Source organism: Agromyces sp. CF514 (assembly GCF_900113185.1).
Classification (GTDB): domain Bacteria; phylum Actinomycetota; class Actinomycetes; order Actinomycetales; family Microbacteriaceae; genus Agromyces.
This window is the reverse complement of sequence record NZ_FOZD01000002.1, coordinates 1,106,030-1,131,912: the sequence shown is the minus strand read 5'-3', so window position 1 is coordinate 1,131,912 and position 25,883 is coordinate 1,106,030. Positions and strand designations below refer to the sequence as shown.

24 protein-coding genes are annotated in these 25,883 nt (G+C 71.2%); 2 read left to right on the top strand and 22 right to left on the bottom strand.

All coding sequences use genetic code 11. The annotated features are described in order from the left end of the window. Position 1: 1 nt before the first annotated feature. The 9 genes from pheS to infC form a co-directional block, all read right to left on the bottom strand. On the bottom strand, positions 2-1,042 hold the full coding sequence (gene pheS / locus BM342_RS17955) for a phenylalanine--tRNA ligase subunit alpha (RefSeq protein WP_092968530.1): 1,041 nt from the start codon (positions 1,040-1,042) through the stop codon (positions 2-4). 24 nt (positions 1,043-1,066) lie between these two features. Next, positions 1,067-2,005 carry an amino acid ABC transporter permease gene (locus tag BM342_RS17950; RefSeq protein ID WP_092968528.1) on the bottom strand — a complete coding sequence of 313 codons (939 nt, stop codon included), beginning with the start codon at positions 2,003-2,005 and terminating at the stop codon, positions 1,067-1,069. Continuing rightward, the gene (locus tag BM342_RS17945; RefSeq protein WP_092968526.1) at positions 2,002-2,649 is read right to left on the bottom strand and encodes an amino acid ABC transporter permease; all 648 of its coding nucleotides are present in this window, start codon (positions 2,647-2,649) and stop codon (positions 2,002-2,004) included. Before BM342_RS17945 ends, BM342_RS17950 begins: the two co-directional genes overlap by 4 nt. A gap of 84 nt (positions 2,650-2,733) precedes the next feature. Beyond that, on the bottom strand, positions 2,734-3,591 hold the full coding sequence (locus BM342_RS17940) for a glutamate ABC transporter substrate-binding protein (RefSeq protein ID WP_092968524.1): 858 nt from the start codon (positions 3,589-3,591) through the stop codon (positions 2,734-2,736). A 68-nt stretch (positions 3,592-3,659) separates the two neighbouring features. Further along, the gene (locus BM342_RS17935; RefSeq protein ID WP_092968522.1) at positions 3,660-4,448 is read right to left on the bottom strand and encodes an amino acid ABC transporter ATP-binding protein; all 789 of its coding nucleotides are present in this window, start codon (positions 4,446-4,448) and stop codon (positions 3,660-3,662) included. A gap of 79 nt (positions 4,449-4,527) precedes the next feature. Then, positions 4,528-5,331, bottom strand: coding sequence for a TrmH family RNA methyltransferase (locus BM342_RS17930; protein ID WP_092968520.1), 804 nt, complete (start codon positions 5,329-5,331; stop codon positions 4,528-4,530). A 93-nt stretch (positions 5,332-5,424) separates the two neighbouring features. Further along, positions 5,425-5,811, bottom strand: a complete 387-nt coding sequence (rplT, locus tag BM342_RS17925) for a 50S ribosomal protein L20 (RefSeq protein ID WP_022890857.1) — start codon at positions 5,809-5,811, stop codon at positions 5,425-5,427. A 32-nt stretch (positions 5,812-5,843) separates the two neighbouring features. Then, positions 5,844-6,038, bottom strand: a complete 195-nt coding sequence (gene rpmI, locus BM342_RS17920; protein ID WP_092968518.1) for a 50S ribosomal protein L35 — start codon at positions 6,036-6,038, stop codon at positions 5,844-5,846. 54 nt (positions 6,039-6,092) lie between these two features. Further along, complete coding sequence (gene infC / locus BM342_RS17915; protein WP_092968516.1) at positions 6,093-6,713, bottom strand: translation initiation factor IF-3; 621 nt, start codon at positions 6,711-6,713, stop codon at positions 6,093-6,095. A 450-nt stretch (positions 6,714-7,163) separates the two neighbouring features. Here infC and BM342_RS17910 point away from each other — a divergent pair, with 450 nt between their 5' ends. Then, positions 7,164-7,466, top strand: a complete 303-nt coding sequence (locus tag BM342_RS17910) for a DUF1844 domain-containing protein (protein WP_092968877.1) — start codon at positions 7,164-7,166, stop codon at positions 7,464-7,466. Between the two features lie 67 nt (positions 7,467-7,533). On the opposite strand, the gene BM342_RS17905 is transcribed toward BM342_RS17910, so the two are convergent. From BM342_RS17905 to BM342_RS17865, 9 genes are all read right to left on the bottom strand, one after another. After that, positions 7,534-8,313, bottom strand: coding sequence for a DNA-formamidopyrimidine glycosylase family protein (locus BM342_RS17905; protein ID WP_092968514.1), 780 nt, complete (start codon positions 8,311-8,313; stop codon positions 7,534-7,536). Beyond that, complete coding sequence (locus tag BM342_RS17900; protein ID WP_092968512.1) at positions 8,300-12,862, bottom strand: ATP-dependent helicase; 4,563 nt, start codon at positions 12,860-12,862, stop codon at positions 8,300-8,302. The genes BM342_RS17905 and BM342_RS17900 overlap by 14 nt, the downstream gene beginning before the upstream one ends. A 104-nt stretch (positions 12,863-12,966) precedes the next feature. Continuing rightward, a complete protein-coding gene (locus BM342_RS17895; protein ID WP_092968498.1) occupies positions 12,967-14,364 on the bottom strand; it encodes a pyridoxal phosphate-dependent decarboxylase family protein in 1,398 nt (465 codons plus the stop codon). Positions 14,365-14,496: 132 nt separating this feature from the next. Next, positions 14,497-15,393 (bottom strand): SseB family protein, encoded by an 897-nt coding sequence (locus tag BM342_RS17890; RefSeq protein ID WP_092968496.1) that lies wholly within the window; start codon positions 15,391-15,393, stop codon positions 14,497-14,499. After that, on the bottom strand, positions 15,377-16,126 hold the full coding sequence (gene priA, locus BM342_RS17885; RefSeq protein ID WP_092968494.1) for a bifunctional 1-(5-phosphoribosyl)-5-((5-phosphoribosylamino)methylideneamino)imidazole-4-carboxamide isomerase/phosphoribosylanthranilate isomerase PriA: 750 nt from the start codon (positions 16,124-16,126) through the stop codon (positions 15,377-15,379). The genes BM342_RS17890 and priA overlap by 17 nt, the downstream gene beginning before the upstream one ends. Before the next feature lie 104 nt (positions 16,127-16,230). Continuing rightward, on the bottom strand, positions 16,231-16,869 hold the full coding sequence (gene hisH, locus BM342_RS17880) for an imidazole glycerol phosphate synthase subunit HisH (RefSeq protein WP_092968492.1): 639 nt from the start codon (positions 16,867-16,869) through the stop codon (positions 16,231-16,233). Continuing rightward, complete coding sequence (gene hisB / locus BM342_RS17875) at positions 16,866-17,480, bottom strand: imidazoleglycerol-phosphate dehydratase HisB (protein ID WP_092968491.1); 615 nt, start codon at positions 17,478-17,480, stop codon at positions 16,866-16,868. The genes hisH and hisB overlap by 4 nt, the downstream gene beginning before the upstream one ends. Before the next feature lie 76 nt (positions 17,481-17,556). Then, a complete protein-coding gene (locus tag BM342_RS17870; RefSeq protein ID WP_092968490.1) occupies positions 17,557-18,654 on the bottom strand; it encodes a histidinol-phosphate transaminase in 1,098 nt (365 codons plus the stop codon). Positions 18,655-18,724: 70 nt separating this feature from the next. Further along, entirely contained in the window at positions 18,725-19,126 is a 402-nt protein-coding gene (locus tag BM342_RS17865) for a LysM peptidoglycan-binding domain-containing protein (protein WP_092968489.1), read from the bottom strand. Between the two features lie 261 nt (positions 19,127-19,387). Here BM342_RS17865 and lexA point away from each other — a divergent pair, with 261 nt between their 5' ends. After that, complete coding sequence (gene lexA, locus BM342_RS17860; RefSeq protein WP_092968488.1) at positions 19,388-20,077, top strand: transcriptional repressor LexA; 690 nt, start codon at positions 19,388-19,390, stop codon at positions 20,075-20,077. 7 nt (positions 20,078-20,084) lie between these two features. On the opposite strand, the gene BM342_RS17855 is transcribed toward lexA, so the two are convergent. The 4 genes from BM342_RS17855 to hflX all read right to left on the bottom strand — a co-directional run bounded on the left by BM342_RS17855 (position 20,085) and on the right by hflX (position 25,817). After that, entirely contained in the window at positions 20,085-20,642 is a 558-nt protein-coding gene (locus BM342_RS17855; protein WP_092968487.1) for a dihydrofolate reductase family protein, read from the bottom strand. Between the two features lie 97 nt (positions 20,643-20,739). Then, complete coding sequence (metE, locus tag BM342_RS17850) at positions 20,740-23,088, bottom strand: 5-methyltetrahydropteroyltriglutamate--homocysteine S-methyltransferase (protein ID WP_092968486.1); 2,349 nt, start codon at positions 23,086-23,088, stop codon at positions 20,740-20,742. Next, the gene (locus tag BM342_RS17845) at positions 23,085-24,071 is read right to left on the bottom strand and encodes a methylenetetrahydrofolate reductase (RefSeq protein WP_092968485.1); all 987 of its coding nucleotides are present in this window, start codon (positions 24,069-24,071) and stop codon (positions 23,085-23,087) included. The genes metE and BM342_RS17845 overlap by 4 nt, the downstream gene beginning before the upstream one ends. Before the next feature lie 222 nt (positions 24,072-24,293). Then, entirely contained in the window at positions 24,294-25,817 is a 1,524-nt protein-coding gene (hflX, locus tag BM342_RS17840) for a GTPase HflX (RefSeq protein ID WP_092968484.1), read from the bottom strand. Between the last annotated feature and the right edge of the window lie 66 nt (positions 25,818-25,883).

Here is a 25,883-nt window from a genome sequence, read left to right as displayed (position 1 = left end):
TTCAGACCACCATTCCGAACTGCTGGGAGAACCGGATGTCTCCCTCGACCATCTCGCGCATGTCCTGCACGCCGTTGCGGAGCATGAGGCCGCGTTCGATGCCCATGCCGAACGCGAAGCCCGTGTACACCTCGGGGTCGATGCCCGCCGAGCGCAGTACGTTCGGGTGCACCATGCCGCAGCCGCCCCACTCGATCCAGCGCGGCCCAGTCTTGAAGGTGGGGTGCCAGAAGTCGAGCTCGGCCGACGGCTCGGTGAACGGGAAGTAGCTGGGGCGCAGGCGCACCTTCGCCTCGTCGCCGAAGATCGACTTCACGAAGTGGTCGAGGGTGCCCTTGAGGTGCGCCATGGTGAGGCCCTTGTCGACCGCGAGCCCCTCGAACTGCATGAAGACGGGCAGGTGCGTCGCGTCGAACTCGTCGGTGCGGTACACGCGGCCCGGAGCGAGCACGTAGATCGGCACCTCGCGGTCGAGCATCGAGCGCACCTGCACGGGGCTCGTGTGCGTGCGCATCACGAGGTGCGCCTCGGGCGGGTCGACGAAGAACGTGTCCTGCATCGCGCGCGCCGGGTGATCGGCGTCGAAGTTCAGCGCGTCGAAGTTGAACCACTCGCTCTCGACCTCGGGCCCTTCGGCGATCTCCCAGCCCATGCCCGTGAACACGTCGCAGACGCGGTCTTCGAGCAGGGAGAGCGGATGCCGCGAGCCGGCGGTGTAGCGCGACGGCAGCGCCGTGACATCCACCGCCTCGGCCTCGAGCTGGGCGGCCGCCTCTGCGGCGACGATCGCGGACTCGCGCGCGGCGAAGGCCTGGTTCACGCGACCGCGCGCGCCGCCGACGAGCTTGCCGAGTGCGGCCTTCTGGTCGTTGGGGACGTTGCGGAGTTCGGCGTTCAGCTGGGCGAGTTCGCTCTTCTCGCCGGTGTGCTCGGCGCGGACGGCCTTCAGCGCGGCGGAATCGCCGGCCGAGGCGATCGCGGCGAGCGCCGCGGCGACCGCGGACTCGACGGACTGCTCGGTGATTTCACGGGGCTCGGACACAAGGAACGAGTCTAGCGGCCCCGGCTAGCGTGGGCTGTTGTCCTCGGACTGCCGGGCGGCCGCGTTCGCCTCGGCGACGAGCAGCGCCTGGCTGGGGTCGGAGGGCATCGCGCCGCCGCCTCCCGCGCCTGCCGGCCGAAGGCGGCGGTCACCTCGCCTGGCCAGCCAGCGCGCGAACCACGACAGCGAGAGGTTCATGATCAGGTAGAGCACCCAGGTCACGATGAACAGCGAGAAGAGGTAGCGGTTGCCGAAGAAGCTCGAGAGGTTGTTGAGGGTGACCCGCAGCAGTTCCTGGTAGCCGACGATGTATCCGAGCGACGTGTCCTTCAGCAGCACGACGAGCTGCGCGACGATGATGGGCAGCATCTGCCGGAACGCCTGCGGGAACTCGACGAGGAGCTTCGACTGCAGCGGTCGCATGCCGAGGCTGAGGCCGGCCTCGCGCTGGCCGCGCGGAAGCGCTGCCAGTCCGGCGCGGAGCGCCTCGCCGATGAGCGCGCCGTTGTACACGGCGAGCGCCCAGACGACGGCCCAGTACTGCCCGGTCGAGCCGACGAGCAGGATGAACAGCATCATGAGCAGCACCGGCATGCCGCGGAAGAACTCGATCACGACGGCCGTGGGGATCCTGATCCACGCGGACTCGGCGCTGCGCAGGAGCGAGAAGACGACGCCCAGGATGATCGCCAGCACCGCGGCCACGATGGCCGCCCTGAGGGTTCCCCAGACGCCGTTGAAGATGATGAAGCCCCAGACCTCGGGGTCTGCGTAGATGTCCCACCGACTCGGGTCGAACATGCCGGGCAGCGTCACGCCGCCCGACTCGCGCGGTGCGTTCAGCGTGAGGATGATCCACACGAGCCCGGCGACGACGAGCACGCCGGCGACGATCGAGAGGATGAGCGACCGACGCCTGGCCTTGGGCCCGGGCGCGTCGAACAGCACGTTCGCGCCGGTCATCGCTGCACCACCCATCGGCGTTCGAGTTGCGCGGCGAGCAGGCCGAGCGGCACCGTGATGAGCAGGTAGAACGTCGCGACGCCGAGGAGCACCGCGATCACCGCGTTGCCGTTCGCGTTGGCCAGCTCCTTGCCGACGGTGAAGAGTTCGACGACGAAGAAGCCTCCCGCGACCGAGGTGTTCTTCGTCAGGGCGATGAAGACGTTGATGAGCGGCGGGATGGTCATGCGGAAGGCCTGCGGGAAGATTACGAGCGTGACCGTCTGGCCGAAGCCGAGTCCGAGGCTGCGTGCGGCCTCGGCCTGGCCGACCGGCACGCCGTTGACGCCGGAGCGGAGCGCCTCGGCCACGAACGGGGAGGTGTAGACGGCGAGTCCGATCATCGCGGCGACCGAGTACGGCAACCGCGAACCGAGGTACGGCAGGATCAGCGCGCAGAAGAAGAGCACGAGCGTGAGCGGCGTGTTGCGCACGAGTTCGGTGTACACGGTCGCGAATCCGCGCAGCGTGCCGACCGGCGAGATCCGCATCGCCGCGATGATCGTGCCGAGCACCAGCGCCGCGAGGCCGCTCACGACGAGCAGCAGCACGGTCATGCCGAAGCCGTCGAGATAGCGCGGCAGGTTGTCGAAGACGACGTCCACACCGTTCCCTTCTTCGTTGCGGTCGGTGGTTCTGCGTGCGAAGCCGACGCGGCCCGGACCCTGCGAGTCCGGGCCGCGAGCGACTCAGTAGCGGTCGACGGCGGGCGGGTCGACGAACGGCAGCACCGTGCCGGCCGTGGAGTTCCACGCCTCCTCGTAGCGTCCGTCGTCGTAGGACTCCTCGAGCACGTCGTTGATGAACATGCGGAAGTCGGTGTCGTCGAGCTTCACGCCGATGCCGTAGGGCTCCTCGGTGAACGGCTCGCCGACGACCTTGAACTCGCCCTCGTTCTGGGCAGCCAGGCCTGCGAGGATCACGTTGTCGGTCGAGACCGCGACGACCTCTCCCGCACGGAGCGGCTCGAGGCAGTTCGTGTAGGTGTCGGTCAGGACGGGCTCGGCACCGATCTCGGCCAGCTTCTCGGCGGGGGTCGAACCCGTCACCGAGCAGACCTTCTCGCCGACGAGGTCGTCTTCGCTCGTGATGTCGTCGTTGTCCGCGAGCACGAGGATCGACTGGCCGGCCAGGTAGTACGGCCCGGCGAACGAGATGACCTCCTTGCGCGCGTCGTTGATCGTGTACGTCGCGACGACGAGGTCGACCTGGCCGCTCTCGATGAACGGCTCGCGGTTGGCCGAGACGGTCTCGACCCACTCGATCTTGTCTTCGGCGATGCCCAGCTCGGAGGCGATGATCTTGCCGATCTCGACGTCGAAGCCCTCCGGCTCTCCGGACGGGCCGGCCAGGCCGAAGAGCGGCTGGTCGAACTTCGTGCCGATCGTGATCGTGCCGGCCTCCTGCAGCCGGGCCATGGTGGTGCCCGCCTCGAACGTCGGGGCCGGCTCGTCGGAGCCGGCGTCGTCGCCGCCGCCCGTGCAGCCTGCCAGTGCGAGCGTCGCTGCGGCAGCTGCGGCGACGAGTGCGATCCTCATGCGTTTCATGGGTTCCTGCCTCTTCTCGTGTGCGGTGTGTCCTGACCGCTCGTGGCGGCCGAGGTCTTGTGGTGCGGCTAGTGGTCGAGGATCTTCGAGAGGAAGTCCTTCGCCCGGTCGGACTTGGGCGCGTCGAAGAACTCCGACGGCGTCGCCTCCTCGACGATTCGGCCGTCGGCCATGAACAGCACCCGATCGGCGGCCTTGCGGGCGAAGCCCATCTCGTGGGTGACGACGATCATCGTCATGCCGTCCTTCGCGAGGCCGACCATGACGTCGAGCACCTCGTTGATCATCTCGGGGTCGAGCGCGCTCGTGGGCTCGTCCATGAGGATGAGCTTCGGGTTCATCGCGAGCGAACGCGCGATCGCGACGCGCTGCTGCTGACCGCCCGAGAGCTGCGCCGGAAGCTTCTTCGCCTGGTTCGCGACGCCGACGCGGTCGAGCAGCTTCATGGCCTCGGCCTCGGCCGCCTTGCGCGGCATCCGCTTGACCCGGATCGGCGCGAGCGTGACGTTCTCGAGCACGGTCTTGTGCGCGAACAGGTTGAACGACTGGAAGACCATGCCGACGTCGGCACGCAGCTTCGCGAGCGCGGCGCCCTCTTCGGGCAGCCGTTCGCCGTCGATCGAGATCGTGCCGGAGTCGATGGTCTCGAGTCGGTTGATCGCCCGGCAGAGCGTCGACTTGCCCGAGCCGCTCGGCCCGATGACCACGACGACCTCGCCACGGTTCACGACCGTGTTGATGTCGTTCAGCACGTGCAGTTCGCCGAAGTGCTTCTCGACGTGCTCGACGACCACCAGGGGCTCGCCTCGACGCACGGAGATGTTCGACGTCTGCGGCGCTGGCGGTGTCGGCTCCATACCCCCCAAACTAGGGGGTCCGTCACCACCCGCACAGGGGGGCCCGGCGTTGGTTACCTTTTCGTGACCGGCACCGGGCTCAGCTGCTGCGGTGCGCGAAGGCGCTCTCGTACAGGCAGACGGATGCCGCGGTCGCGAGATTCATCGACTCGGCATGCCCGTAGATGGGCACCGTGACGACGCGGTCCGCGAGCTCCAGTTGCTCATCGGCGAGCCCATGCGCCTCGTTGCCGAACAGCCATGCCGTCGGCTTCGCGAGGATGCCCTCGGTCCGCGCCGCGAGCAGGTCCTCGCCCTTGACGTCGGCCGCCAGCACCGTGAGGCCGGCGGCCCTGGCGCGTACGAGCACGTCGGCCAGGTCGGCACCGACGGCGACCGGCACGTGGAAGATGGATCCGGTCGAGCTGCGCACGACCTTGGGGTTGTACAGGTCGACCGCGCGACCCGTGAAGACGACCGCGTCGGCGCCCGCGGCATCCGCTGCCCTGACGATCGTGCCGGCATTGCCGGGATCGCGCACCTCCTCGAGGATCGCGATGAGCTTGGGGGCGGCCGCGAAGACGTCTTTGACCGCGGTCGGGAACTGCCGGCACACGGCGACGAAGCCCTGCGGGGTCACCGTGTCGGCCATCGACTCGAGGACCTCTTCGGTGACGTACTCGACCTCGACGTCGGCCTCGACGGCCGCATCGGCGATCTCGGGATGCCGATCGAGCGCCGTCGGGGTCGCGAACAGCTCGAGGACGAGCTCGGGGCGGAACGACAGCGCCTCGGAGACCGCCTGAGGTCCCTCGAGCAGGAACAGCCCGCTCTCGGTGCGCGACGCCTTCTTCGCGAGCTTCGCGACCGACCGGACACGGGGAGAGCGGGGGTTCTCGAGCATGATGCGATTCTATGGCGGGAACGCGGAACGGCCCGGCGCCGCCCTGCATGATGCAGGGAGCGCCGGGCCGTTCGACGTGGTCGAAGCTGCTGCTTACGCGGCGGTCTTCGGGGCCGAGGTGTCGGCCGGGAGGGCCTTCTTGGCCGACTCGACGAGTGCGGCGAAGGTCGCGGGCTCGTTCACGGCGAGCTCGGCGAGGATGCGGCGGTCGACCTCGATGCCCGCAAGGCCGAGGCCCTGGATGAGGCGGTTGTAGGTCAGGCCGTTCGCACGCGAGGCCGCGTTGATCCGCTGGATCCAGAGACGACGGAAGTCGCCCTTCTTCTTGCGGCGGTCGTTGTACGAGTAGACGAGGGAGTGGGTGACCTGCTCCTTGGCCTTGCGGTACAGACGCGAACGCTGGCCGCGGTAACCCTCGGCGCGCTCGAGGATGACGCGACGCTTCTTGTGGGCGTTGACCGCCCTCTTCACTCTTGCCATTGCTCTGTTTCTTCCTTAACGGGTCTCGCGGCTCAGTGGCCGAGAAGCTTCTTGATGACCTTGGCGTCGGGGGCCGACACGACCTTGTCCTGGTTCAGACGGGCCTTGCGCTTCGAGGCCTTGACCTCGAGGTTGTGGCGCATTCCGGCCTGCTGCTTCTTGATCTTGCCGCTGCCGGTGATCTTGAAGCGCTTCTTGGACCCGGAGTGGGTCTTCTGCTTCGGCATCTCGTGTGTCTCCTTGGTTCTGCCGCCAACTCGTGGCGGACGTGGGTGTCTGGCCTACGCCTCTGCGGCGTCGGCCGTCTGCGTCTCGGCCTCGCCGTCGGCATCCGCCGACGGGCGCGACTTCGCCGCAGCACGCTGTGCATTCGCCTCGGCCTTGGCCTCGGACTTGTTCTTGAGAGGGGCGATCACCATGACCATGTTGCGGCCGTCGATCGTGGGGTTGTGCTCGACCGTGCCGAACTCGGCGACGTCTTCGGCGAAGCGCTGCAGCAGGCGGACGCCCATCTCGGGGCGCGACTGCTCGCGGCCGCGGAACAGGATCATGGCCTTGACCTTGTCGCCGGTCTTCAGGAAGCCGATGGCGCGCTTCATCTTGGTCTCGTAGTCGTGCTTGTCGATCTTGAGACGGAACCGGACCTCTTTGAGGATCGTGTTCGCCTGGTTGCGCCGGGCCTCTTTCGCCTTCTGCGCAGCCTCGTACTTGAACTTGCCGTAGTCCATGATCTTGGCGACCGGCGGCTTGGAGTTCGGAGCGACCTCGACGAGGTCGAGGTCGGCTTCCTGCGCGAGCCGCAGGGCCACCTCGATCTTCACGACGCCGACCTGCTCTCCGCCAGGACCCACGAGGCGGACCTCGGGAACGCGGATACGGTCATTGGTACGGGGATCGCTGATGCGGGTACTCCTCTACTCAAGCTTCTTCACTCGATGGGAGACCGGATGTCGCCCATCGTTTCGAGAGCGAAGATCCACGCATGCTCCACGGAATCACACCGTGCAACTCTGCGGCCCCCTGTGCCTTTCGGCGTCTGCTCCATGCCTTTTCGAGCGATGAAGCGGAGGGCAAACAACCCGGTAACCTTGATGAAGCGGTGAGCGCGGGTGGGAGAATCTCCACTTTCGTACTGGGACAAGCCCAGCCGTACCGGGGACGAGCCCCGGCAGACCGGAGCAGTGCTCCGGACCGAACGAGTCTAGCAGAGGATGTCTGTGAGCAAGAATTCAGACGAGTCCACGTTCGCCGGCGAGGCCCACGAGGGTCACGTCGACGGTCATTTCGAAGGCCACGAGGCCGAGGCAGACCAGCGCGAGCTCGTCGACGCCGTCGACGACGCGACCCGGGACATCGCCGATGTGCCCGCCGTCGAGATCATCACCACCGCGGCCGTGCACCTCATGAGCGCCGCCGCCGTGAAGGTCGGCCTGGCCGACGACCCCGCATCGCAGATCGACCTCGACGAGGCGCGCAAGCTCATCAACGCGCTCGCGGGCCTCATCACGGCAGGGGCCCCCGAGATCAGCGACATGCACGCTCGGTCGCTCCGCGACGGACTGCGTTCGCTGCAGCTGGCGTTCCGCGAGGCATCCGTCATCCCCGACGCCATCGGCCAGGGACCCGGCGAGAAGTGGACCGGCCCGGTCAACTGACCGGAGTCCGATCGAACGCGACCGGGGGTCGCCGCGGTGCGGCGGCCCCCTTCGTCGTCTCGCGGACTCACTGCTGGCAGCTCGGGCACCAGAAGCTCACGCGCTCCTCGAGCTCCGAGCGGCCGAGCTCGCCTCGTTCGATGCGCGTGCCGCAGCGACGGCACGGCTCGCCGGCCCGCCCGTAGACCCAGAGCCGCTGCCCTCGGCGATCGACGCCCGTCGTGACGCGCGCGACGCGGTCGCGGTTGGCCACGATGAGTCGGCGGCCGAGGTCGACGACGGCAGGGAGGTCGGGCACGGTCGCCGCTTCGCACTGCGGTCGGAGGCCGCGGAGGAAGCACAGCTCGGTGACGTAGACGTTGCCGAGGCCGGCGAGGTTGCGCTGGTCGAGCAGCGCGACGGCGATCGGGGTCTCTGGGTGCTCCGCGATGCGCCGCACGGCTTCGTCGGCGTCCCAGTCGGCGCCGAGCAGGTCGGGTCCGAGGTACGCGAGCGCTTCGGCCTCGTCGTCGCGGGCGAGCACCTCGACGAGTCCGAGCTCGAAGCCGATCGCCGTCGTCGTGGGCGTCTCGAGCACGACGCGGGCGAGGTGCGCGGGCTTCGGCCATCGTTCGCCGGACCGCAGGATGCGCCACTCGCCCTCCATCTTGAGATGCGAGTGGATGCTCCACTCCCCCGTGCGGATGAGCAGGTGCTTGCCACGACTCACGACCTCGTCGACGCGCTCGCCCGAGAGGTCGGCCGCCGCGAACCGCGGCACCCTGAAGTCGGAGCGCACGAGCTCGGATCCGGCGAGCGCCGCGTGCAACCGGGAGGCCGCGCGGAAGACGGTGTCACCCTCTGGCATCGAGCCTGAGCCCTCTCGGGGTCTCGCCGAAGCCGGAGGCCCGCAGGGCGCCGCCGAAGGGAGTGCCCAGTACGAACGCGCCGTTGACGCTCTCGACGGCGAGCCGGCGCACCCGCCCCGTGCGCACCAGAGTGGCGATCGCCTCGGCCGCCGAGCGCAGCACGTCTGCATCGTCGGCGTAGGCCAGCATCGTCTTGCCACCGCGCTCGACGTACGCGACGAGGTCGCCGTCGGCGACCACGACCAGGGCTCCGGCCTTGCGAGCGGCGCGATGCGAGCTCTCGCCGGGCGGATCGGGCCACGGCAGCGCGGCACCGTAGGCGTTCGCCGGATCGGTCGCCGCGAGCACGAACACCTTCGGCGTCTCGCTCGGGCGCTCGTCGCGGTCGGCGAACCCGCGCAGGCGGTCGACGGCGCCCGGGCCGGCGAACTGCGCGGCGCCGAGTCCCTCGACGAAATAGCCGCGCCGCGCCCGGCCCGACTCCTCGAAGCCGCTGAGTGTGCGGTAGAGCAGCGCGAAGCCCCCCAGCACGCCCTCGGCCACCACCGTGCCCCGGGTCACGAGGCCGTGCCGGTCGAGCATCGTCTCGGCCAGGGCGTGCGCTCGGCGCGTCGCGTCGGCGTCGGGCACCGGCAGGATCGACCAGCGGCCGGCGACCGAGGGCGGCCCCGAGCGCATCACTGCGGACGAGGCCCGCGGCATCGACCGGCCCCGCATCATGCGCGAGCGAGGCGTGGGCCTCGTCGTTCGGTGCGCGCTGCGCCCGCCCGCGATGAGCGAGCGGACCGGCGCGAAGGTGTCGTTGGTGACGAGTCCCGCCCACGCGAGGCCCCACAGGGCTTCGACGAGCTCCTCGTCGACGACGGGCGCATCGAGCGCCCCGAAACGACCCACCGCGTCGGAGAGTTGACGGAAGAAGTACGCACCGCCCGATCCGAGCGCCACGAGCACCTCGCGCTGCAGGGCCGTGGTCTCGACGCCGACCGGCGGGTCGAGCGTCAGCGGCGCGGACTCCGCCAGGTGCAGCGTGATCCAGCCGTCGTCGCCCGCGAGCGAACCGGAACCCGACCAGACCACCTCGCCCGTCGCCATGAGCTCGTCGAGCATCGCGGGGCTGTAGTCGGAGACCCGAGCCGGCAGCACCAGCGACTCCCACGACGAGGCAGGCAGGCGGGCGCCTTCGAGCTGCTCGACGACCGAGAGCACGCCGTCGATGCCGCGCAGCGGTCGCCCGACGTGCTGCCACTCGGGCAGGAACCGCGCCAGCACCGGCTGCGGCACCGGCTCGACCTCGTGTCGCAGGGCGGCGAGGGAGCGCCGGCGGATCTTGCGGAGCACCTCGGCGTCGCACCACTCGGTCGAGGTGCCGTTCGGACGGAACTCCCCCTCGACGACGCGCCGCTCGTCGGCGAGGCGCCGGAGTGCGCCCTTCGCCACCGCGACGCCGATGCCGAAGCGATCGGCGACCTCGTCGGCGGCGAACGGCCCGTGGGTGCGCGCGTACCGGCTCACGAGGTCGCCGAGCGGATCGCCGACGTGCTCGGCGAACGCGACGGCGACCCCGGGCGGCACGGGCACGCCGAGCGCATCGCGGAGGCGCCCCACGTCTTCGATGGCCGCGACGTGCTCACGACCCGCGAAGGTGAGCCGCACGGTTCGGCGCGCCGCCACGAGCTCGTCGACGGCGACGACGGGATCGGTCTCGGGCTGCACGCGCTCGGCGAGTTCGGCGATCGTCAGCGGACCGAGCCACCGGAGCGCATCGGCGACCCCCTCGGTGCCTCGCACCTTGCGGTCATCGGCGAGCCGCTGCAGTTCGCGCTCCGTCGTCGCGATCACCCCGGGATCGAGGAGCTCGCGCAGCTCGACCCTCCCGAGCAGCTCGCCGAGCAGCGCCGTGTCGATCGCGAGCGCCGCGGCCCGCCGTTCGGCGAGCGGCGAGTCGCCCTCGTACATGAAGGCGCCCACGTAGCCGAACAGCAGCGAGCTGGCGAAGGGACTCGGCGAGTCGGTCGTGGTCTCGACGAGGCGCACGCGGCGTGCCGCGACATCCCGTGCCAGCTCGATCAGGGCCGGCACGTCGTAGACGTCTTGGAGCACCTCGCGCACGGTCTCGAGGATGATCGGGAAGGTCGGGAAGGCGCTCGCGACCTCGAGCAGCTGCGCCGAGCGCTGTCGCTGCTGCCACAGCGGCGAGCGCCGGCCCGGCTGGTAGTTCGGCAGCAGGAGCGCTCGCGCCGCGCACTCGCGGAAGCGGCTCGCGAACAACGCGGAACCGCCGACCTCTTCGGTCACGAGCTGCTCGAGCTCGTCTGCCTCGAACACGAACAGGTCGGCGCCCGGCGGATCGACGCCGGTGTCGGGGATGCGCACGATGATGCCGTCGTCGGCCGCGACCGCGGCGCCGTCGATGCCGTGCCGCTCGCGCACCCGCGCGGCCACGGCGAGCGCCCATGGCGCGTGCACGGGCATGCCGAACGGCGAGTGCAGGATGACCCGCCAGTCGCCGAGCTCGTCGCGCGTGCGCTCGACCACGAGCGTGCGGTCGGAGGGCACGTGCCCCGTGGCCTTCGCCTGATCGGCCAGGAACGTGACCAGGTTACGCGCCGCGAACCCGTCGAGGCCGGCCGAGGTCACCCGATCGCGCGCATCGACCTCGTCGGCCGCGGAGATCTCGCGCATGAACGCGCCGAGCGCGCGCCCGAGCTCGGCGGGGCGGCCGAGGCCGTCGCCCTTCCAGAACGGCACTCGGCCCGGCTGCCCGAACGCCGGGACGACGTTGACCCGGTCGAAGGTGATCTCCTGGATGCGCCAGCTCGTGGCTCCGAGCGCGAACACGTCGCCGACGCGCGACTCGTAGACCATCTCCTCATCGAGCTCGCCGACCCGTCGCCCTCCCGACTCGTCGCCGACGAGGAACACGCCGAACATGCCGCGGTCGGGGATCGTGCCGCCGCTCGTGACCGCGAGACGCTGCGCGCCGGGGCGCCCGACGAGGGTGCCGGCCTCGCGGTCCCACACAAGCCGTGGACGGAGTTCGCCGAACCGATCGGACGGGTACCGGCCCGCGAGCAGGTCGAGCGTCGCCTCGTAGGCCGAGCGCGGCAGGCCGCCGAACGGCGCGGCACGACGCACGGCATCGAACCAGGCCTCGACGTCGAGCTCGTCGACCGCGGCGGCCGCGATGGTCTGCTGGGCGAGGATGTCGAGCGGGTTCGCGGGCACGCGCATGGTCTCGATCGCCCCGGCGAGCATGCGCTCGCTCGTGACGGCCGCATGCACGAGATCGGCGCGCTGCTTGGGGAAGATCACGCCGCGCGACACCTCGCCGACCTGGTGGCCTGCACGCCCCAGCCGTTGCAGCCCGCTCGAGACCGACGGCGGCGACTCGACCTGCACGACGAGGTCGACCGCGCCCATGTCGATGCCGAGCTCGAGGCTCGAGGTGGCCACCACGCAGCGCAGGCGGCCGCTCTTGAGGTCGTCTTCGATCTCGGCGCGCTGCTCCTTGCTCACGGAACCGTGATGCGCTCGCGCCAGGACCTGCGGGGCGCCCGAGGTCTGCCCCGACTGCGCCATGACCGCCGCGGGCGGGCCGTTTGCGGCCGCCGCGACGAGCAGATCCTCACGCTCGGACGCCTCGAGGGCGAGCTCGTTGAGCCGGGCGGTGAGCCGCTCGGCCAGGCGCCGGGAGTTCGCGAACACGATCGACGATCGGTGCGCGAGCACCTGGTCGAGGATCGCCTCCTCGACGTGCGGCCAGATCGAGCCCGTCGCGTCGTCGTTCGCCGGCAGCTGCGCCATGTCCTCGACGGGCACCACGACGCGCAGGTCGAAGCGCTTCTCGCTCGGTGGCGCGACGACCTCGACCGGAGCGCTCGCGCAGAGGAATCGCGCGACCTCTTCGACGGGCCGCACGGTCGCCGAGAGCCCGATGCGCTGCGCGGGCTTCGGCAGCAGTGCGTCGAGGCGTTCGAGGGAGAGCGCGAGGTGGGCGCCCCGCTTGGTCGCGGCGACCGCATGGATCTCGTCGACGATGACCGTCTCGACCGTGCGGAGCGTCTCGCGCGCCTGCGAGGTGAGCATGAGGAAGAGCGATTCGGGCGTCGTGATCAGGATGTCGGGGGGCGTGCGCAGCAGCGCGCGTCGCTCGTTCGCCGGGGTGTCGCCCGACCTCACGCCGACGCTCACGTGCGGCGGCTCGACGCCCAACCGCTCCGATACGCGCGCGATGCCCGTGAGCGGGGCTCGGAGGTTGCGCTCGACGTCGACGCCGAGCGCCTTCAGCGGCGAGAGGTAGAGCACGCGGGTGCCTCGAGGGACCGGTTCCGCCGCCCCCTCGGTCGGCGTCGGCTCGTGGTGCAGGCGGTCGATGGCCGAGAGGAACGCCGAGAGCGTCTTGCCCGAGCCCGTCGGCGCGACCACGAGCGCATGCGCCCCGCGCCCGATCGCCTGCCACGCCGCGGCCTGCACGGCCGTGGGCGCACGGAACGACTCCGCGAACCAGATTCGCGTGGCGTCGGAGAAGGCCTCGAGCGCGTCCACCACTCCATCCTGCCGCCCACCGCCGACACGCGGCATCCCGCGGCGCGGAGACGCAGCCCGCGCACCGCGGTGAGCCACGGCGTCCGGGCCACTGCGCGCGGCCGGGCTCAGCGCGCGAGCACCCGACGGACGGCCTCGAGCGTCGCGGCCGTGGCCGCGGCATCCGTGCCCCGATTGCTGACCGAGAACCGCAGCACGTCGCGCCCGCGCCAGCTCGAAGGGTGCGCCAGGGCGACGCCGTCATCGTCGAGCGCCTGCGCGATCGCGCCGACGTCCCGCCCGTCGAACGCGGCGCACACCTGCGTGAACACCACCTCGTTGAGCACCTCGACGCCCTCGATCGCCCGCAGCCCATCGTCGAGCGCGGTCGCAGCGGCGGCGAGACCGTCGACGAGGTCGGCGACCCCCGCCCGGCCGAGCGTGCGCAGCGCCGCGTAGGTCGGCACGCCGCGTGCGCGCCTCGAGAGCTCCAGCACCCGGTCGGCCGCGTCGATGCCCGTCTCGGCTGCGGGCAGGTACGCGGCGTGCATCGTCATCGCCGCGACGAGCGGCGCGGGATCGGCCACCGCGACGATGCCCGCGTCGTACGGCACGTTGAGCGTCTTGTGCGCGTCGGTCGCCCACGAGTCGGCGTGCTCGACGCCCGCGACGAGATGCCGGAGCCGCTCGCTCGCGGCGGCCCACAGCCCGAATGCGCCGTCGACGTGCGCCCACGCCCCCGCCGCGTGGGCGATGCCGACGCACGCCTCGAAGGGGTCGGACGCCCCTGAGTGGATGTTGCCCGCCTGCAGGCAGACGATCGCGGGGCCTGCGTCGGCCGCACCGCCGCCCTCCGGATCGCCCGCCGAGAGCGCCTCCTCGAGCGCTTCGGGCAGGATGCGGCCCTGATCGTCCGTCGCGACGTCGACCGGCCTGCCGAGCCCGAGCCAGCGCAGCGCGACATCGACCGAGGGGTGGTGCTCGTCGCCCGCGAAGACCCGGATGCGCGGCGCCCCCTGGATGCCGTCGACCGCGTCGTCCCACCCGACGCGGTCGAGCACCGCGTGGCGCGCGGCCGCGAGCGCGACGAGGTTCGCGGTCGTCGCCCCCGTCGTGAAGCCGGCGACCGTTCCCTCCGGGAGCCCGAGCAGGTCGCAGAGCCACTCCCCGGCCAGCTCCTCGGCTCCGTTCACGCCGGGCGTCACCTCGCGGAGCGCGGCGTTCTGGTCCCAGGCGCCCACGAGCCAGTCGGCCGCGAGGGCCGCGGGCGCCGTGCCGCCGATCACCCAGCCGAAGAAGCGGGGCGACTGCATGGCGATCAGTCCGGGTTCGACGGCGGCGTTCAGGGCCTCGACGACCTCGACCGGGTCGACGCCCTCGACGGCGAGCTCGCGGCCCAGCGCGTCCTTCACCTGCTCGACGTCGGCGCGCGCCACGATCGAACGCGTGGGAACCCCGTCGAGCCAGCCGTGCGCGAGTCTCGCTGCGGCCTCGAGCGGTTCGGAGAATTCGGATCCGGGCATCATCGCTCACCTCGGCGCGATTCTCCACCCGCGGGCGGCGCACGGCAACCGCGCCCGACAACCGCGCGCGGCGAGTACGCGTGGCGACCGCGCGTGGCGAGTACGCGTGGCGGGCTCGGGCGAGCGGATGCCGCGTCAGGCCGTCGTGCGCAACCGCACCTTCAGCGAATCGACGCCCGTCGCGATGACGTCGTCGGCCGCCCAGCGCTGCGCGAGTCGCGCGAGCACCGCATCGAGCTCCGCCCGCTCGAGCCCGGCGACCAGCTCGAGCTCGACGACGAGTTCGGGGCCGACGAGTCGCGCGGCCGGATCGCCGTCGACGAGCTCGACGCCGAGCACGGCGAGCTCGGTGGCGATCGAGCGCGCGAACGCGTCGCGGACCGACTCCGACTCTCCGGCCGGACGCCAGTCGTGGCCTTGCGCCACCGCCCAGACCGCCGCGCGGCGCAGGCCGAACTCCGTCTCGGAGCCCGGGTCGAGGATGACCCGGTCGGTCCCGTCGTCGGCCGCGGCCAGCGCGACGCGCACGCCGTCGGCCGGCACCGGCCGTGCGACCGGGTTCCACCGCTGCATCGCCTCGACGGAGCTGAACACGGGAAGCACGGCGCGACCGTCGGGGCCCTGCACGGTCACGATCGAGAGCTCCTGGCTCTTCTCGATCGCGTGGCCGTGCTCGCCGATCTCGGTACCGCCGTCGCCGAGCTGCGCGAGCAGCGGGATGAGCAGTCTCGAGGTGGCGAAGGCCTGCACGACATCGGTCGGCCCGCCGTCGCCTGCTCGGAATCGCGCGATCGCGGCCGTGAGGTGCGGCGGCGCGCTGCCGTCGTCCTGCGAGTGCGCGTTCTGCTCGAACGAACGGCCCGCCCAAGGCGTGCCGGCCGAATCGGCACGGCCGCCCGGCGTCCGATGGTCGGGCGCCGAAGGCGTCGCGCCGTCGGCGGCACTCACGCCGCGACCGCCGTCGTGCCGGTCGCCGCGGGCGCCGTCGCGGCCTTCGTCGCGGCCGTGGTCAGGCTCAGTGGGATGCGACATCCAGCGCCTCGGGCAGCGTGAACGCGCCCGCGTACAGCGCCTTGCCGACGATCGCGCCCTCGAGGCCGAGCGGCACGAGTTCGCGGAGCGCCGCGATGTCGTCGAGGCTCGAGATGCCGCCGGATGCCACGACCGGGCGGTGCGTGCGTTCCATGACCTGGCGGAGCAGGTCGAGGTTCGGGCCCTGCAGCGTGCCGTCCTTGGTGACGTCGGTGACCACGTAGCGCGCGGCGCCGGCCTCTTCGAGGCGGTCCATGACCTGCCACAGGTCGCCGCCGTCCTTCGTCCAGCCGCGCGCGGCGAGCGTGGTGCCGCGCACGTCGAGCCCGACTGCGATGGCCTCGCCGTACTGGGCGATGACGGATGCCGCCCACTCGGGGTTCTCGAGCGCTGCCGTGCCGAGGTTGATGCGCTTCGCGCCGATCTCGAGCGCGTGCTCGAGGGACTCGTCGTCGCGGATGCCGCCGGAGAGCTCGACGTTCACGCGCCCGCGCACCTGGCGGATCGCCTTCTTCAGGATGCCGCCGTTCGAGCCGCGCCCGAACGCCGCGTCGAGGTCGACGAGGTGGATCCACTCGGCGCCCTGATCGGCCCAGTCGACGGCCGCGTCGATCGGGTCGCCGTAGTTCTTCTCGGTGCCGGCTTCGCCCTGCGTCAGGCGTACGGCCTTGCCTCCCGCGACGTCGACTGCCGGCAGCAGCACGAGACGGGGGGTCTTGTTGAACTCACTCATCACTGTCCTCGGAATCGGATGCCTCAGAATGCGGCATCTGCACAGTCACAGAAGCTTAGTCCGCACCGCCGGGAGCGGTCGGACCGTGTGACGCGGCGCGGCGCTCAGCCGAGCGATCCGAGCCAGTTCGACAGCAATCGGATGCCGGCATCGGCCGACTTCTCGGGGTGGAACTGCGTCGCGGAGAGCGGGCCGTTCTCGACCGCGGCGAGGAACGGTCCGCCGTGCTCGGCCCACGTGAGGCGCGGCTTCGGGAACGGCGGCATGACGTCGAGGGTCCAGTGCTGCGCGGCGTAGGAGTGCACGAAGTAGAAGCGCTCGTCGGCGATGCCGTCGAAGAGCACCGAGCCCTCGTCGGGCGTCACGGTGTTCCAGCCCATGTGCGGCAGCACGGGCGCGGGCAGTTCGGTGACGACCCCCGGCCACTCGCCGAGCCCCTCGGTGTCGGTGCCGCGCTCGACGCCGCGCTCGAACAGCACCTGCATGCCCACGCAGATGCCCAGCACGTGGCGTCCGCCTGCGAGACGGCGATCGATGATCTCGTCGCCGCGCACTGCGCGGAGTTGGCGCATGACGGCCTCGAACGCGCCGACACCCGGCACGAGCAGCCCGTCGGCCTCGAGCGCCGCCGTGCGATCGGACGTGATCTCGACCTCGGCGCCCGCGCGCTCGATGGCCTTGGCGGCCGAGTGCACGTTGCCCGAGCCGTAGTCGAACACGACCACGCGGCGCGTGCGGGTCACAGCGCGCCCTTCGTCGACGGGATGCCGCTCACGAGCGGGTCGTACGCCTTGGCCTGCCGGAACGCACGCGCGAACGCCTTGAACTCGGCCTCGGCGATGTGGTGCGCGTCACGGCCGCCGAGCACGTTGACGTGCACCGTGAGGCCCGCGTTGAACGTGATGGCTTCAAAGACGTGGCGCACCATCGACCCCGTGAAGTGCCCGCCGATGAGGTGGTACTCGAAGCCCGCCGGCTCGCCGGTGTGCACGAGGTACGGGCGGCCGGAGATGTCGACGACGGCCTGCACGAGCGCCTCGTCGAGGGGCACGAGCGCGTCGCCGTAGCGCGAGATGCCGCGCTTGTCGCCGAGCGCCTCGCGGATCGCCTGGCCGAGCACGATGCCGACGTCTTCGACCGTGTGGTGCACGTCGATGTGGATGTCGCCCTTGGCGCGCACGGTGAGGTCGGTGAGCGAGTGCTTCGCGAACGCGGTGAGCAGGTGGTCGTAGAACGGCACCGAGGTCTCGATGTCGCTCGCGCCCGTGCCGTCGAGGTCGATCGAGAGGTCGATGCTCGACTCGCTCGTCTCGCGCTGCACGCGCGCGGTGCGCGATGCGTTCGAAGTGGTCATGCGTCCATCCTATTCAGCGGCTTCGTGCCTGTTCGGCGCCGTCGCGGTCGGCCGGGCCGACGGGGGTCGGCCGTGCTCAGGCCGCGGCCGTCGGCGCGAACGCGGCGATCGCCTCGAGGAACGCGGTCGTCTCGGTCTCGGTTCCGGCGGTCACGCGCAGGCATCCGGGCAGTCCGATGTCGCGGATCAGGATGCCGCGCTCGAGCAGCGCCTCGAACACCCCGTGCGGGTCGTCGACGCCGCCGAAGAGCACGAAGTTCGCACCGCTGCGGTACGGGGTGAAGCCGAGCCGGCCGAGCTCGGCCACGATGCGCTCGCGCTGGCCGCGGATCTCGTCGACCATGGCGAGCATCTCGTCGGAGTGGGCGAGTGCGCCGAGCGCCGCCGCCTGCGTGAGCGCGGAGAGGTGGTACGGCAGGCGCACGAGGCGAAGGGCGTCGACCACTGCCGGGTCGGCCGCGAGGTACCCGACGCGCGCGCCCGCGAAAGCGAAGGCCTTGCTCATGGTGCGCGACACGATGAGGCGCGGACGCCCCTCGAGCAGCGTGAGGGCGCTCGGCGTGCCGGGGTCGGCGAACTCGTGGTACGCCTCGTCGACGACGACGATGCCTCGTGCGGCGTCGGCGACGGCCGAGATCGTCTCGATCGAGAGCGGGGTGCCGGTCGGGTTGTTGGGCGCGCAGAGCAGCACGATGTCGGGATCGTGCTCGCGCACGGCGGCGACGGCGGTCTCGGGCGTGAGCTCGAACTCGGCGTCGCGCGGCGCCGCGATCCACGACGTGCCGGTGCCCGCCGAGAGCAGGCCGTACATGGAATACGTCGGGGCGAAGCCGAGCGCGGAGCGCCCAGGGCCGCCGAACGCCTGCAGCACGTGCTGCAGCACCTCGTTGGAGCCGTTCGCGGCCCAGATGTTCGACGCGTCGAGCCCGTGGCCGAGGTAAGCGGCGAACGCACGACGGAGGTCGGTGAACTCTCGATCGGGGTAGCGGTTCAGGTGCAGGATCGCAGCGGCGACGCGGGCGACGATGTCGTGGGCGACGGCCTCGGGGATCGGATGCGTGTTCTCGTTGACGTTGAGCGCGACCGGCACGCTCTTCTGCGGTGCACCGTACGGTGAGCGGCCGCGGAGGTCGTCGCGGATGGGCAGGTCGTCGAGTTCGGTCACCTGATCCATGCTAGCGAGCGGCATCGGCTCGGCTCCCCGCGGTGACACCGTGCGTCGATGCGGCGGAGCCCTGACCGACTCAGGGCTGGGCGGGCAGCGCGAGACGCTGACCGGGCTGCACGACCGTGTCGTCGAGGCCGTTGAGGCGCACGATCTCGTCGATCAGCTCGCGGGGATCGCCCTGCGGAGCGAGTGACTCGGCGATGCTCCAGAGCGACTCCCCGTCGGCGACGGTCAGGTAGGCGAGGCTCGAGGCGCCTGCGCCGACTCCGTCGACGTCTGCGGCGGCCCCGCCACTGCCGAGCACGAACGAGATCACCAGAAGCACGAGGGGAAGAGCGGCCAACACCGTGAACACCGCGCGACCGCGGCGCGTGAGCCGCAGCCGGCTGCGCACGACGGACGACTCGATCGCGACATCTGCGGCGACCACGCGGTCGGTGTACGAACCGAACGGACCGGCTACCAGCACTGCACTCATCTCGCACCTCCTGTGGATGATTCGCACCCGACCCTCGGCCGGGAGGGCCGGATGCGAAACTCTGTTCCGAATATATCTTCGAATTTCGAACATCGCAAGCATCCGAATCGAACGGACATCGGCCCCGGATCTCGCGACACACTCGAACAGATGTTTGCCGCGCCCCTGCGGGGCGGATACAGTTTCGAATGTCCGACGACAGTCGAACAGACACCACCGACATCCGTTCGCGAGACCGGGTGACCGTTAGGAGCGACGACGATGAGCACCGAACTCGACGACCTGCGCGAGTCCGGCCGCAGTCGCCGGCGCAAGAGCCTCAGCGCGAAGCAGATCGCGATCCTCGAGGTCATCCAGCGGTCGGTCGCCGGCCGCGGCTATCCGCCCAGCATGCGCGAGATCGGCGACGCGGTCGGGCTGTCGTCGCTGTCGAGCGTCACCCATCAGCTCAACCAGCTCGAGCTCGCCGGCTACCTGCGCCGCGACCCGAACCGCCCCAGGGCGCTCGAGGTGCTGATCGAGCTGCCCGGCACCGAGTCGCGCACGCCGACGGCGGGCGGGTCGGCAGCCGTCGGCGACGCCGCCATGGTGCCGCTCGTCGGCCGCATCGCCGCAGGCGTGCCCATCACCGCCGAGCAGCAGATCGACGAGGTGTTCCCGCTCCCCCGCCAGCTCGTGGGCAAGGGCGAGCTGTTCATGCTGAAGGTCGTCGGCGACTCGATGATCGATGCCGCGATCTGCGACGGCGACTGGGTGGTCGTGCGTTCGCAGCGCACGGCCGAGAACGGCGAGATCGTCGCGGCCATGCTCGACGGCGAGGCGACCGTCAAGGTCTTCCGGCAGCGCGACGGCCACACGTGGCTGCTCCCTCGCAACAGCGCGTTCGAGCCGATCCTGGGCGACGCCGCCGAGGTGCTCGGCAAGATCGTCGCGGTGCTCCGGGCCGTCTGAGGCCGCGCTACCCTGCGACGGCCCGCTTCGGCACGTACTGCATGGCCACGACGCCCGAGCGGTACTCCTCCCGACCCACGAGCTCGAGGTCGAGCGGCTCGTCGAGCCCGGCGAGCAGCGCCGGTCCGTGGCCGACGACCCGCGGGTGCACGACGAACTCGTACTCGTCGATGAGCCCGAGCCGCGCCAGCTCCGTCGGCAGCGTCACGCCTCCGGTGAGGATCGTCCCGCCGGGCTGCTGCTTGAGCGCCCGCACGGCGTCTTCGAGCCCGCTCCGCACGAGCACCGCGTTCCAGTCGACCGAGTCGAGCGTGCTCGAGACGACGACCTTCGGCATCGCGTCGATCACCCGCGCGAACGGCTCCGTCCACTCGGGCTTGCCCGGGTCGCCCGGCAGCCGCCACGCCCCCTCCATCATGAGGTAGGTGATCCGTCCGAAGAGCAGCACGTCGGCCTGCGCGAGCAGGTCGGCCGAGCGACGGTGCAGTTCCTCGTCGACCAGTCCGACCCGGTGGTCGACGCAGCCGTCGAGCGTGACGTTGATCGAGTACTTGAGCGGGCGCATGGCCCAGAGGCTACGCGCCCGCCGGGCTGACGGCGAGGGGCGGATGCCGCGCGCACGCGACATCCGCCCCTGCAAGGTCCGGCCGGGGCCGGTCGAGCTAGACCGTCGCGACGCTGAGCGAGGCGCGCACGGCCTCGGTGGCCGCGATGATGTGCTCGAGCGAGGCCACGGTCTCGTCGTAGCCGCGCGTCTTCAGACCGCAGTCGGGGTTCACCCAGAGCCGGTTCGCCGGGATCGCGCCCACCGCGCGCTCGAGGAGCGAGCTCACCTCTTCGACGCTCGGCACGCGCGGCGAGTGGATGTCGTAGACGCCGGGGCCGATGCCGTGGTCGAACCCGCTTCCGGCGAGGTCGTCGACGACCTCCATGCGGCTGCGCGCGGCCTCGATCGACGTGACGTCCGCGTCGAGGTTCTTGATCGCGTCGATGATCACGCCGAACTCCGAGTAGCAGAGGTGCGTGTGCACCTGCGTGCCGGATGCCGCGCCGGCCGTCGCGAGCCGGAACGAGCCGACCGACCAGTCGAGGTACGCCGGCTGGTCGGCGAGCTTCAGCGGCAGGAGCTCGCGCAGCGCGGGCTCGTCGACCTGGATGATGCGGATGCCGGCGGCCTCGAGGTCGGCGATCTCGTCGCGCAGCGAGAGCGCGACCTGCCGCGCGGTGTCGCCGAGCGGCAGGTCGTCGCGCACGAACGACCACGCGAGGATCGTGACGGGTCCGGTGAGCATGCCCTTGACGTGCTTGCCGGTGAGCGACTGGGCGTACTCGGCCCACGCGACGGTCATGGCCTCGGGACGCGAGACGTCGCCCCAGAGGATCGAGGGGCGCGTGCAGCGCGAGCCGTAGGACTGCACCCAGCCGTGCTCCGTCACGGCGAAGCCGTCGAGCAGTTCGGCGAAGTACTGCACCATGTCGTTGCGCTCGGGCTCGCCGTGCACGAGCACGTCGAGGCCGAGTTCCTCCTGCAGGCGGATGACGCGCTCGATCTCGTCGCGCATGAGGCCCGCATACGCGTAGGCCGTGATGGTGCCGGCGACGAGGCCGGCCCTGGCGCGGCGGATCTCCCCGGTCTGCGGGAACGAGCCGATGGTCGTCGTCGGCAGCTCGGGCAGGTCGAGCGACTCCTGCGCGAGCAGGCGCTCGTCGTAGCCCGCACGGTCGAAGTCGCCGGCGCGCAGGGCGGCGAGGCGCTCGCGCACGGCGGGCACCCGCACGCCGGGCGCACCGGCACGATCGGCGAGGGCGTCGGATGCCGCGGCGAGCTCGGCCTCGACGGCGTCGCGCCCTTCGGTGAGGCCGCGCGCGAGCGTCGCGACCTGCGCGACCTTCTGGTCGGCGAACGCCAGCCAGGTCGCGAGACGCGCGTCGAGACGGGACTCGTCGTCGACGTCGTGCGGCACGTGGAGCAGCGAGGTCGACGTCGAGACCGCCACCGAGCCCGAGAGCGACTGCACGGCCTCGACGTGGGCGAACGCGGCCGCGAGGTCGCCGCGCCAGATGTTGTGGCCGTCGACGACGCCCGCGACGAGCGTCTTCGCGGCGAGCGACTCGGCCGTCGCCGGATCGAGCTGCCCGAGCGCGCCGGGCAGGGCGCCCCGCACCAGGTCGAGGCCGATCGCCTCGACGGGCGCGGCGACGAGGGCGGGCAGTGCGTCGTCGAGCGCGCCGTACGGCGCGGCGACGAAGATCGAGGGGCGGGCCTCGGCGGCACCGATCACGTCGTAGGCGGCGCCGATCGCGGCGATCACGCGGGCGCGGGGCTCGTCGAGGCTCTCGCTCACGAGTGCGGGCTCGTCGAGCTGCACCCACTCGGCACCGGCCGCGGCGAGCCGTTCGAGCAACTGGGCGTAGACGGGCACGAGGTCGTCGAGGCGGTCGAGCGGGCGGAACCCGTCGGGTGCGTCGTCGGCCGCCTTCGCGAGGAGGAGGAACGTGATCGGGCCGACGATGACCGGCCGGGTGAGGTACCCCGCCTCACGGGCCTCGACGAACTCTGCGACGATGCGCTCGGCGTGCAGCTCGAAGCGCGTCGACGGCGAGATCTCGGGCACCAGGTAGTGGTAGTTCGAGTCGAACCACTTGGTCATCTCGAGGGGCGCGTCATCGCCCTCGCCGCGGGCGACGGTGAAGTAGCCGGCGAGGTCGAGCGATCCGTCGGCGGCGAGCAGTCGCTCGAACCGCGTGGGGACCGCGCCGACCGCGACCGCGGCGTCGAGCACCTGGTCGTAGAACGAGAACGACTCGGGGATCGACGAGTCGCCGCGGCCGAGGCCGAGGGAGGCGAGTCGCTCGCGCGTCGACGCGCGAAGTCCTGCGGCCGTGGCCTCGAGCTCGGCGGCGTCGATCCGGCCCGCCCAGAACGACTCCACCGCGCGCTTGAGCTCGCGTCGGCGCCCGATGCGCGGGTAGCCGAGGATCGTTCCTGTCGGGAAGGTGCGTGCGGTCATCGTGCGGTGTTCCTCTCATTGGCGAGCTGATGCGGAGCCCCGAGTCCGAGTCGCTCGACGACGTCGAGCACGGCCTCGTGGCGGTTGTACGTGTAGAGGTGCAGGCCGGGGGCACCGCCCGCGATGACCTCGGCGGCGAGGCGCGCGGCGAAGGCGATGCCGAGCTCGGTCTGCGCGGCGGGGTCGGGCTCGACCTCGAGGGCGATGGCGAACGAGGCCGGCGGCTGCACGCCCGTGAGCTCGGTGAGCCGCGCGAGCCGCTTGGACGTCGTGGTCGGCATGATGCCGGGCAGGATCGGGATGGTGACGCCCGCCGCCCGCGCACGCTCGACGAACCCGAGGTAGTCGGACGCCTCCCAGAACAGCTGCGTGATCGCGAGGTTCGCGCCCGCGACCTGCTTCGCGAGGAGGATGTCGACGTCGCGCGAGAGGTCCCTCGACTGCGGGTGACCCGTCGGGAACGCCGCGACCGCGACCTCGGTCTTCCGAGTGCGCTCGCGGATGCGGCTCGCGCCCGGGTTCCCCTCGACGGCGACCTGGTCGAACGGCTCGCGCTCCTGCTGCACCCGGTGGATCAGCTGCACGAGCTCTGCGGCGGAGGCGAGGTCGCCGAGCGGGGCGTCGGGATCCGAGCCCGCGGGCGGGTCGCCGCGCAGCGCGAGGAAGCTCCGGATGCCGGCGTCCTGGAACTTCCGCACGAGCTCGTTCGCCTCGGCGTGCGACGAGCCGACGCACGTGAGGTGGGCCATGGGCTCGACCGTGGTGTTCTCGAGGATGTAGCGCAGCACCGTGAGCGAGCGGTCGCGCGAGCTGCCGCCCGCCCCGAACGTCACCGAGATGAACGCCGGGTCGACATCGGCCAGCCGATCGATGGTGCGGCCGAGGGCGATGGCCGCGGCATCCGTGCGGGGCGGATACAGCTCGAACGACAGCGGCGTGCGTCGGGTCGCCGCCACCGCGGTGTCTGGCTCGGTCGGTGCCATGCTCGCTCCAGGGTCCGTGAACCGTGGGCGGGACGGGCACACAGGCCGCGCACCCCGGCCGTCACGGCTGGTGGTCTCGCGGGCGGGTGCCGGGCTCGGCTGTCGCTCCAGGTGACCGGCATCGGGCCGATCACGTTCGATCAGGGGCGACGATACGCGGGTTTCACGACATCCGCTGCACCTGTGACCTTCGGTGACGCGGCGGGTCGGCCCGCGTCGCGATCAGGCGACGGCGGATGCCGCGGCGAACCCCGCGAGCTGTGCGGCCTGCTCGGGCGAGGCGAACGCCTTCACCCGGGTGCCCGCGTCGACGTACTCGACCGAGATGACCCGGCCCGACTCGTGCAGCATCGAGACGATGTCGCCGCGGTCGTACGGCACGAGCAGGTCGATCTCGACGGCCGGGTCGGGCAGCATGCGCGTGATGGCCTCGAGCACCTCGTCGATGCCCTCGCCCGTGCGCGCCGACGCGAACACCGCGTCGGGTGCGAGGCCGCGAAGCACGAGCCGTTCCTCGGGTCCGATGAGGTCGGCCTTGTTGAACACGATGAGTTCGGGGATGTCGCGCGCACCCACGTCGCCGATGACGTCGCGGACCGTCGCGATCTGCCCTGCCGGGTCGGGGTGCGCGGCATCGACGACGTGCACGATGAGGTCGGAGTCGCCGACCTCTTCGAGCGTCGATCGGAACGCCTCGACGAGCTGGTGCGGCAGGTTGCGCACGAATCCGACGGTGTCGGCGATCGTGTAGATGCGGCCGTCTGCGGTGGTGTTGCGGCGCACGGTCGCGTCGAGGGTAGCGAACAGTGCGTTCTCGACGAGGAGGCCGGCACCGGTGATGCGGTTCAGCAGGCTCGACTTGCCGGCGTTCGTGTACCCGGCGATCGCGACCGACGGGATCGCGTTGCGACGGCGATTGGCGCGCTTGGCGTCGCGCGCCGGCTTCATGCCCGCGATCTGCTTGCGGAGCTTCGCCATGCGCGAGTGGATGCGGCGGCGGTCGAGCTCGATCTTCGTCTCACCCGGACCACGCGAGCCCATGCCGGCGCCCGCGCCGCCGACCTGGCCGCCGGCCTGGCGGGACATCGACTCGCCCCAGCCGCGCAGTCGCGGCAGCAGGTACTCGAGCTGCGCGAGCTCGACCTGGGCCTTGCCCTCCCGGCTCTTCGCGTGCTGGCTGAAGATGTCGAGGATCACCGCCGTGCGGTCGATCACCTTGACCTTCACGACGTCTTCGAGCGCGCGCCGCTGGCTGGGCGCGAGCTCGGTGTCCGCGATGACGGTGTCTGCTCCGACGGCCGCGACGACGTGCCGCAGCTCCTCGGCCTTGCCCTTGCCGAGGTAGGTGCTGGGATCGGGATGCGGCCGCCGCTGCAGCAGGCCGTCGAGCACTCGCGCTCCGGCGGTCTCGGCCAGCGCCGCGAGCTCGCGCATCGAGTTCTCGGCATCGGCCTGGGAGCCCTGCGAGTACACGCCGATGAGCACGACGTTCTCGAGCCGCAACTGGCGGTACTCGACCTCGGTGACGTCCTCGAGCTCGGTCGACAGTCCGGCGACGCGTCGCAGCGCCGCCCGGTCTTCGCGCTCGAACTGGTCGCCGTCGGTCGACGAGACGCCCGCGGCATCCGTTCGCATGATGGCGGTCGCATCGCCGGAACCGAAGCGGGCCACGCTCGCGGATGCGTCCGCGGTACGCAGCACCCGGTCGACGGCGTCGTCGGTGGGGCGGTCTTCGGCTTCGTTCATTCTGTCAACCCTACTTCGCTCTTCGTCCTTCTGCTCCGCCGTGCGGCGGGCACCCATGCGGGGTGC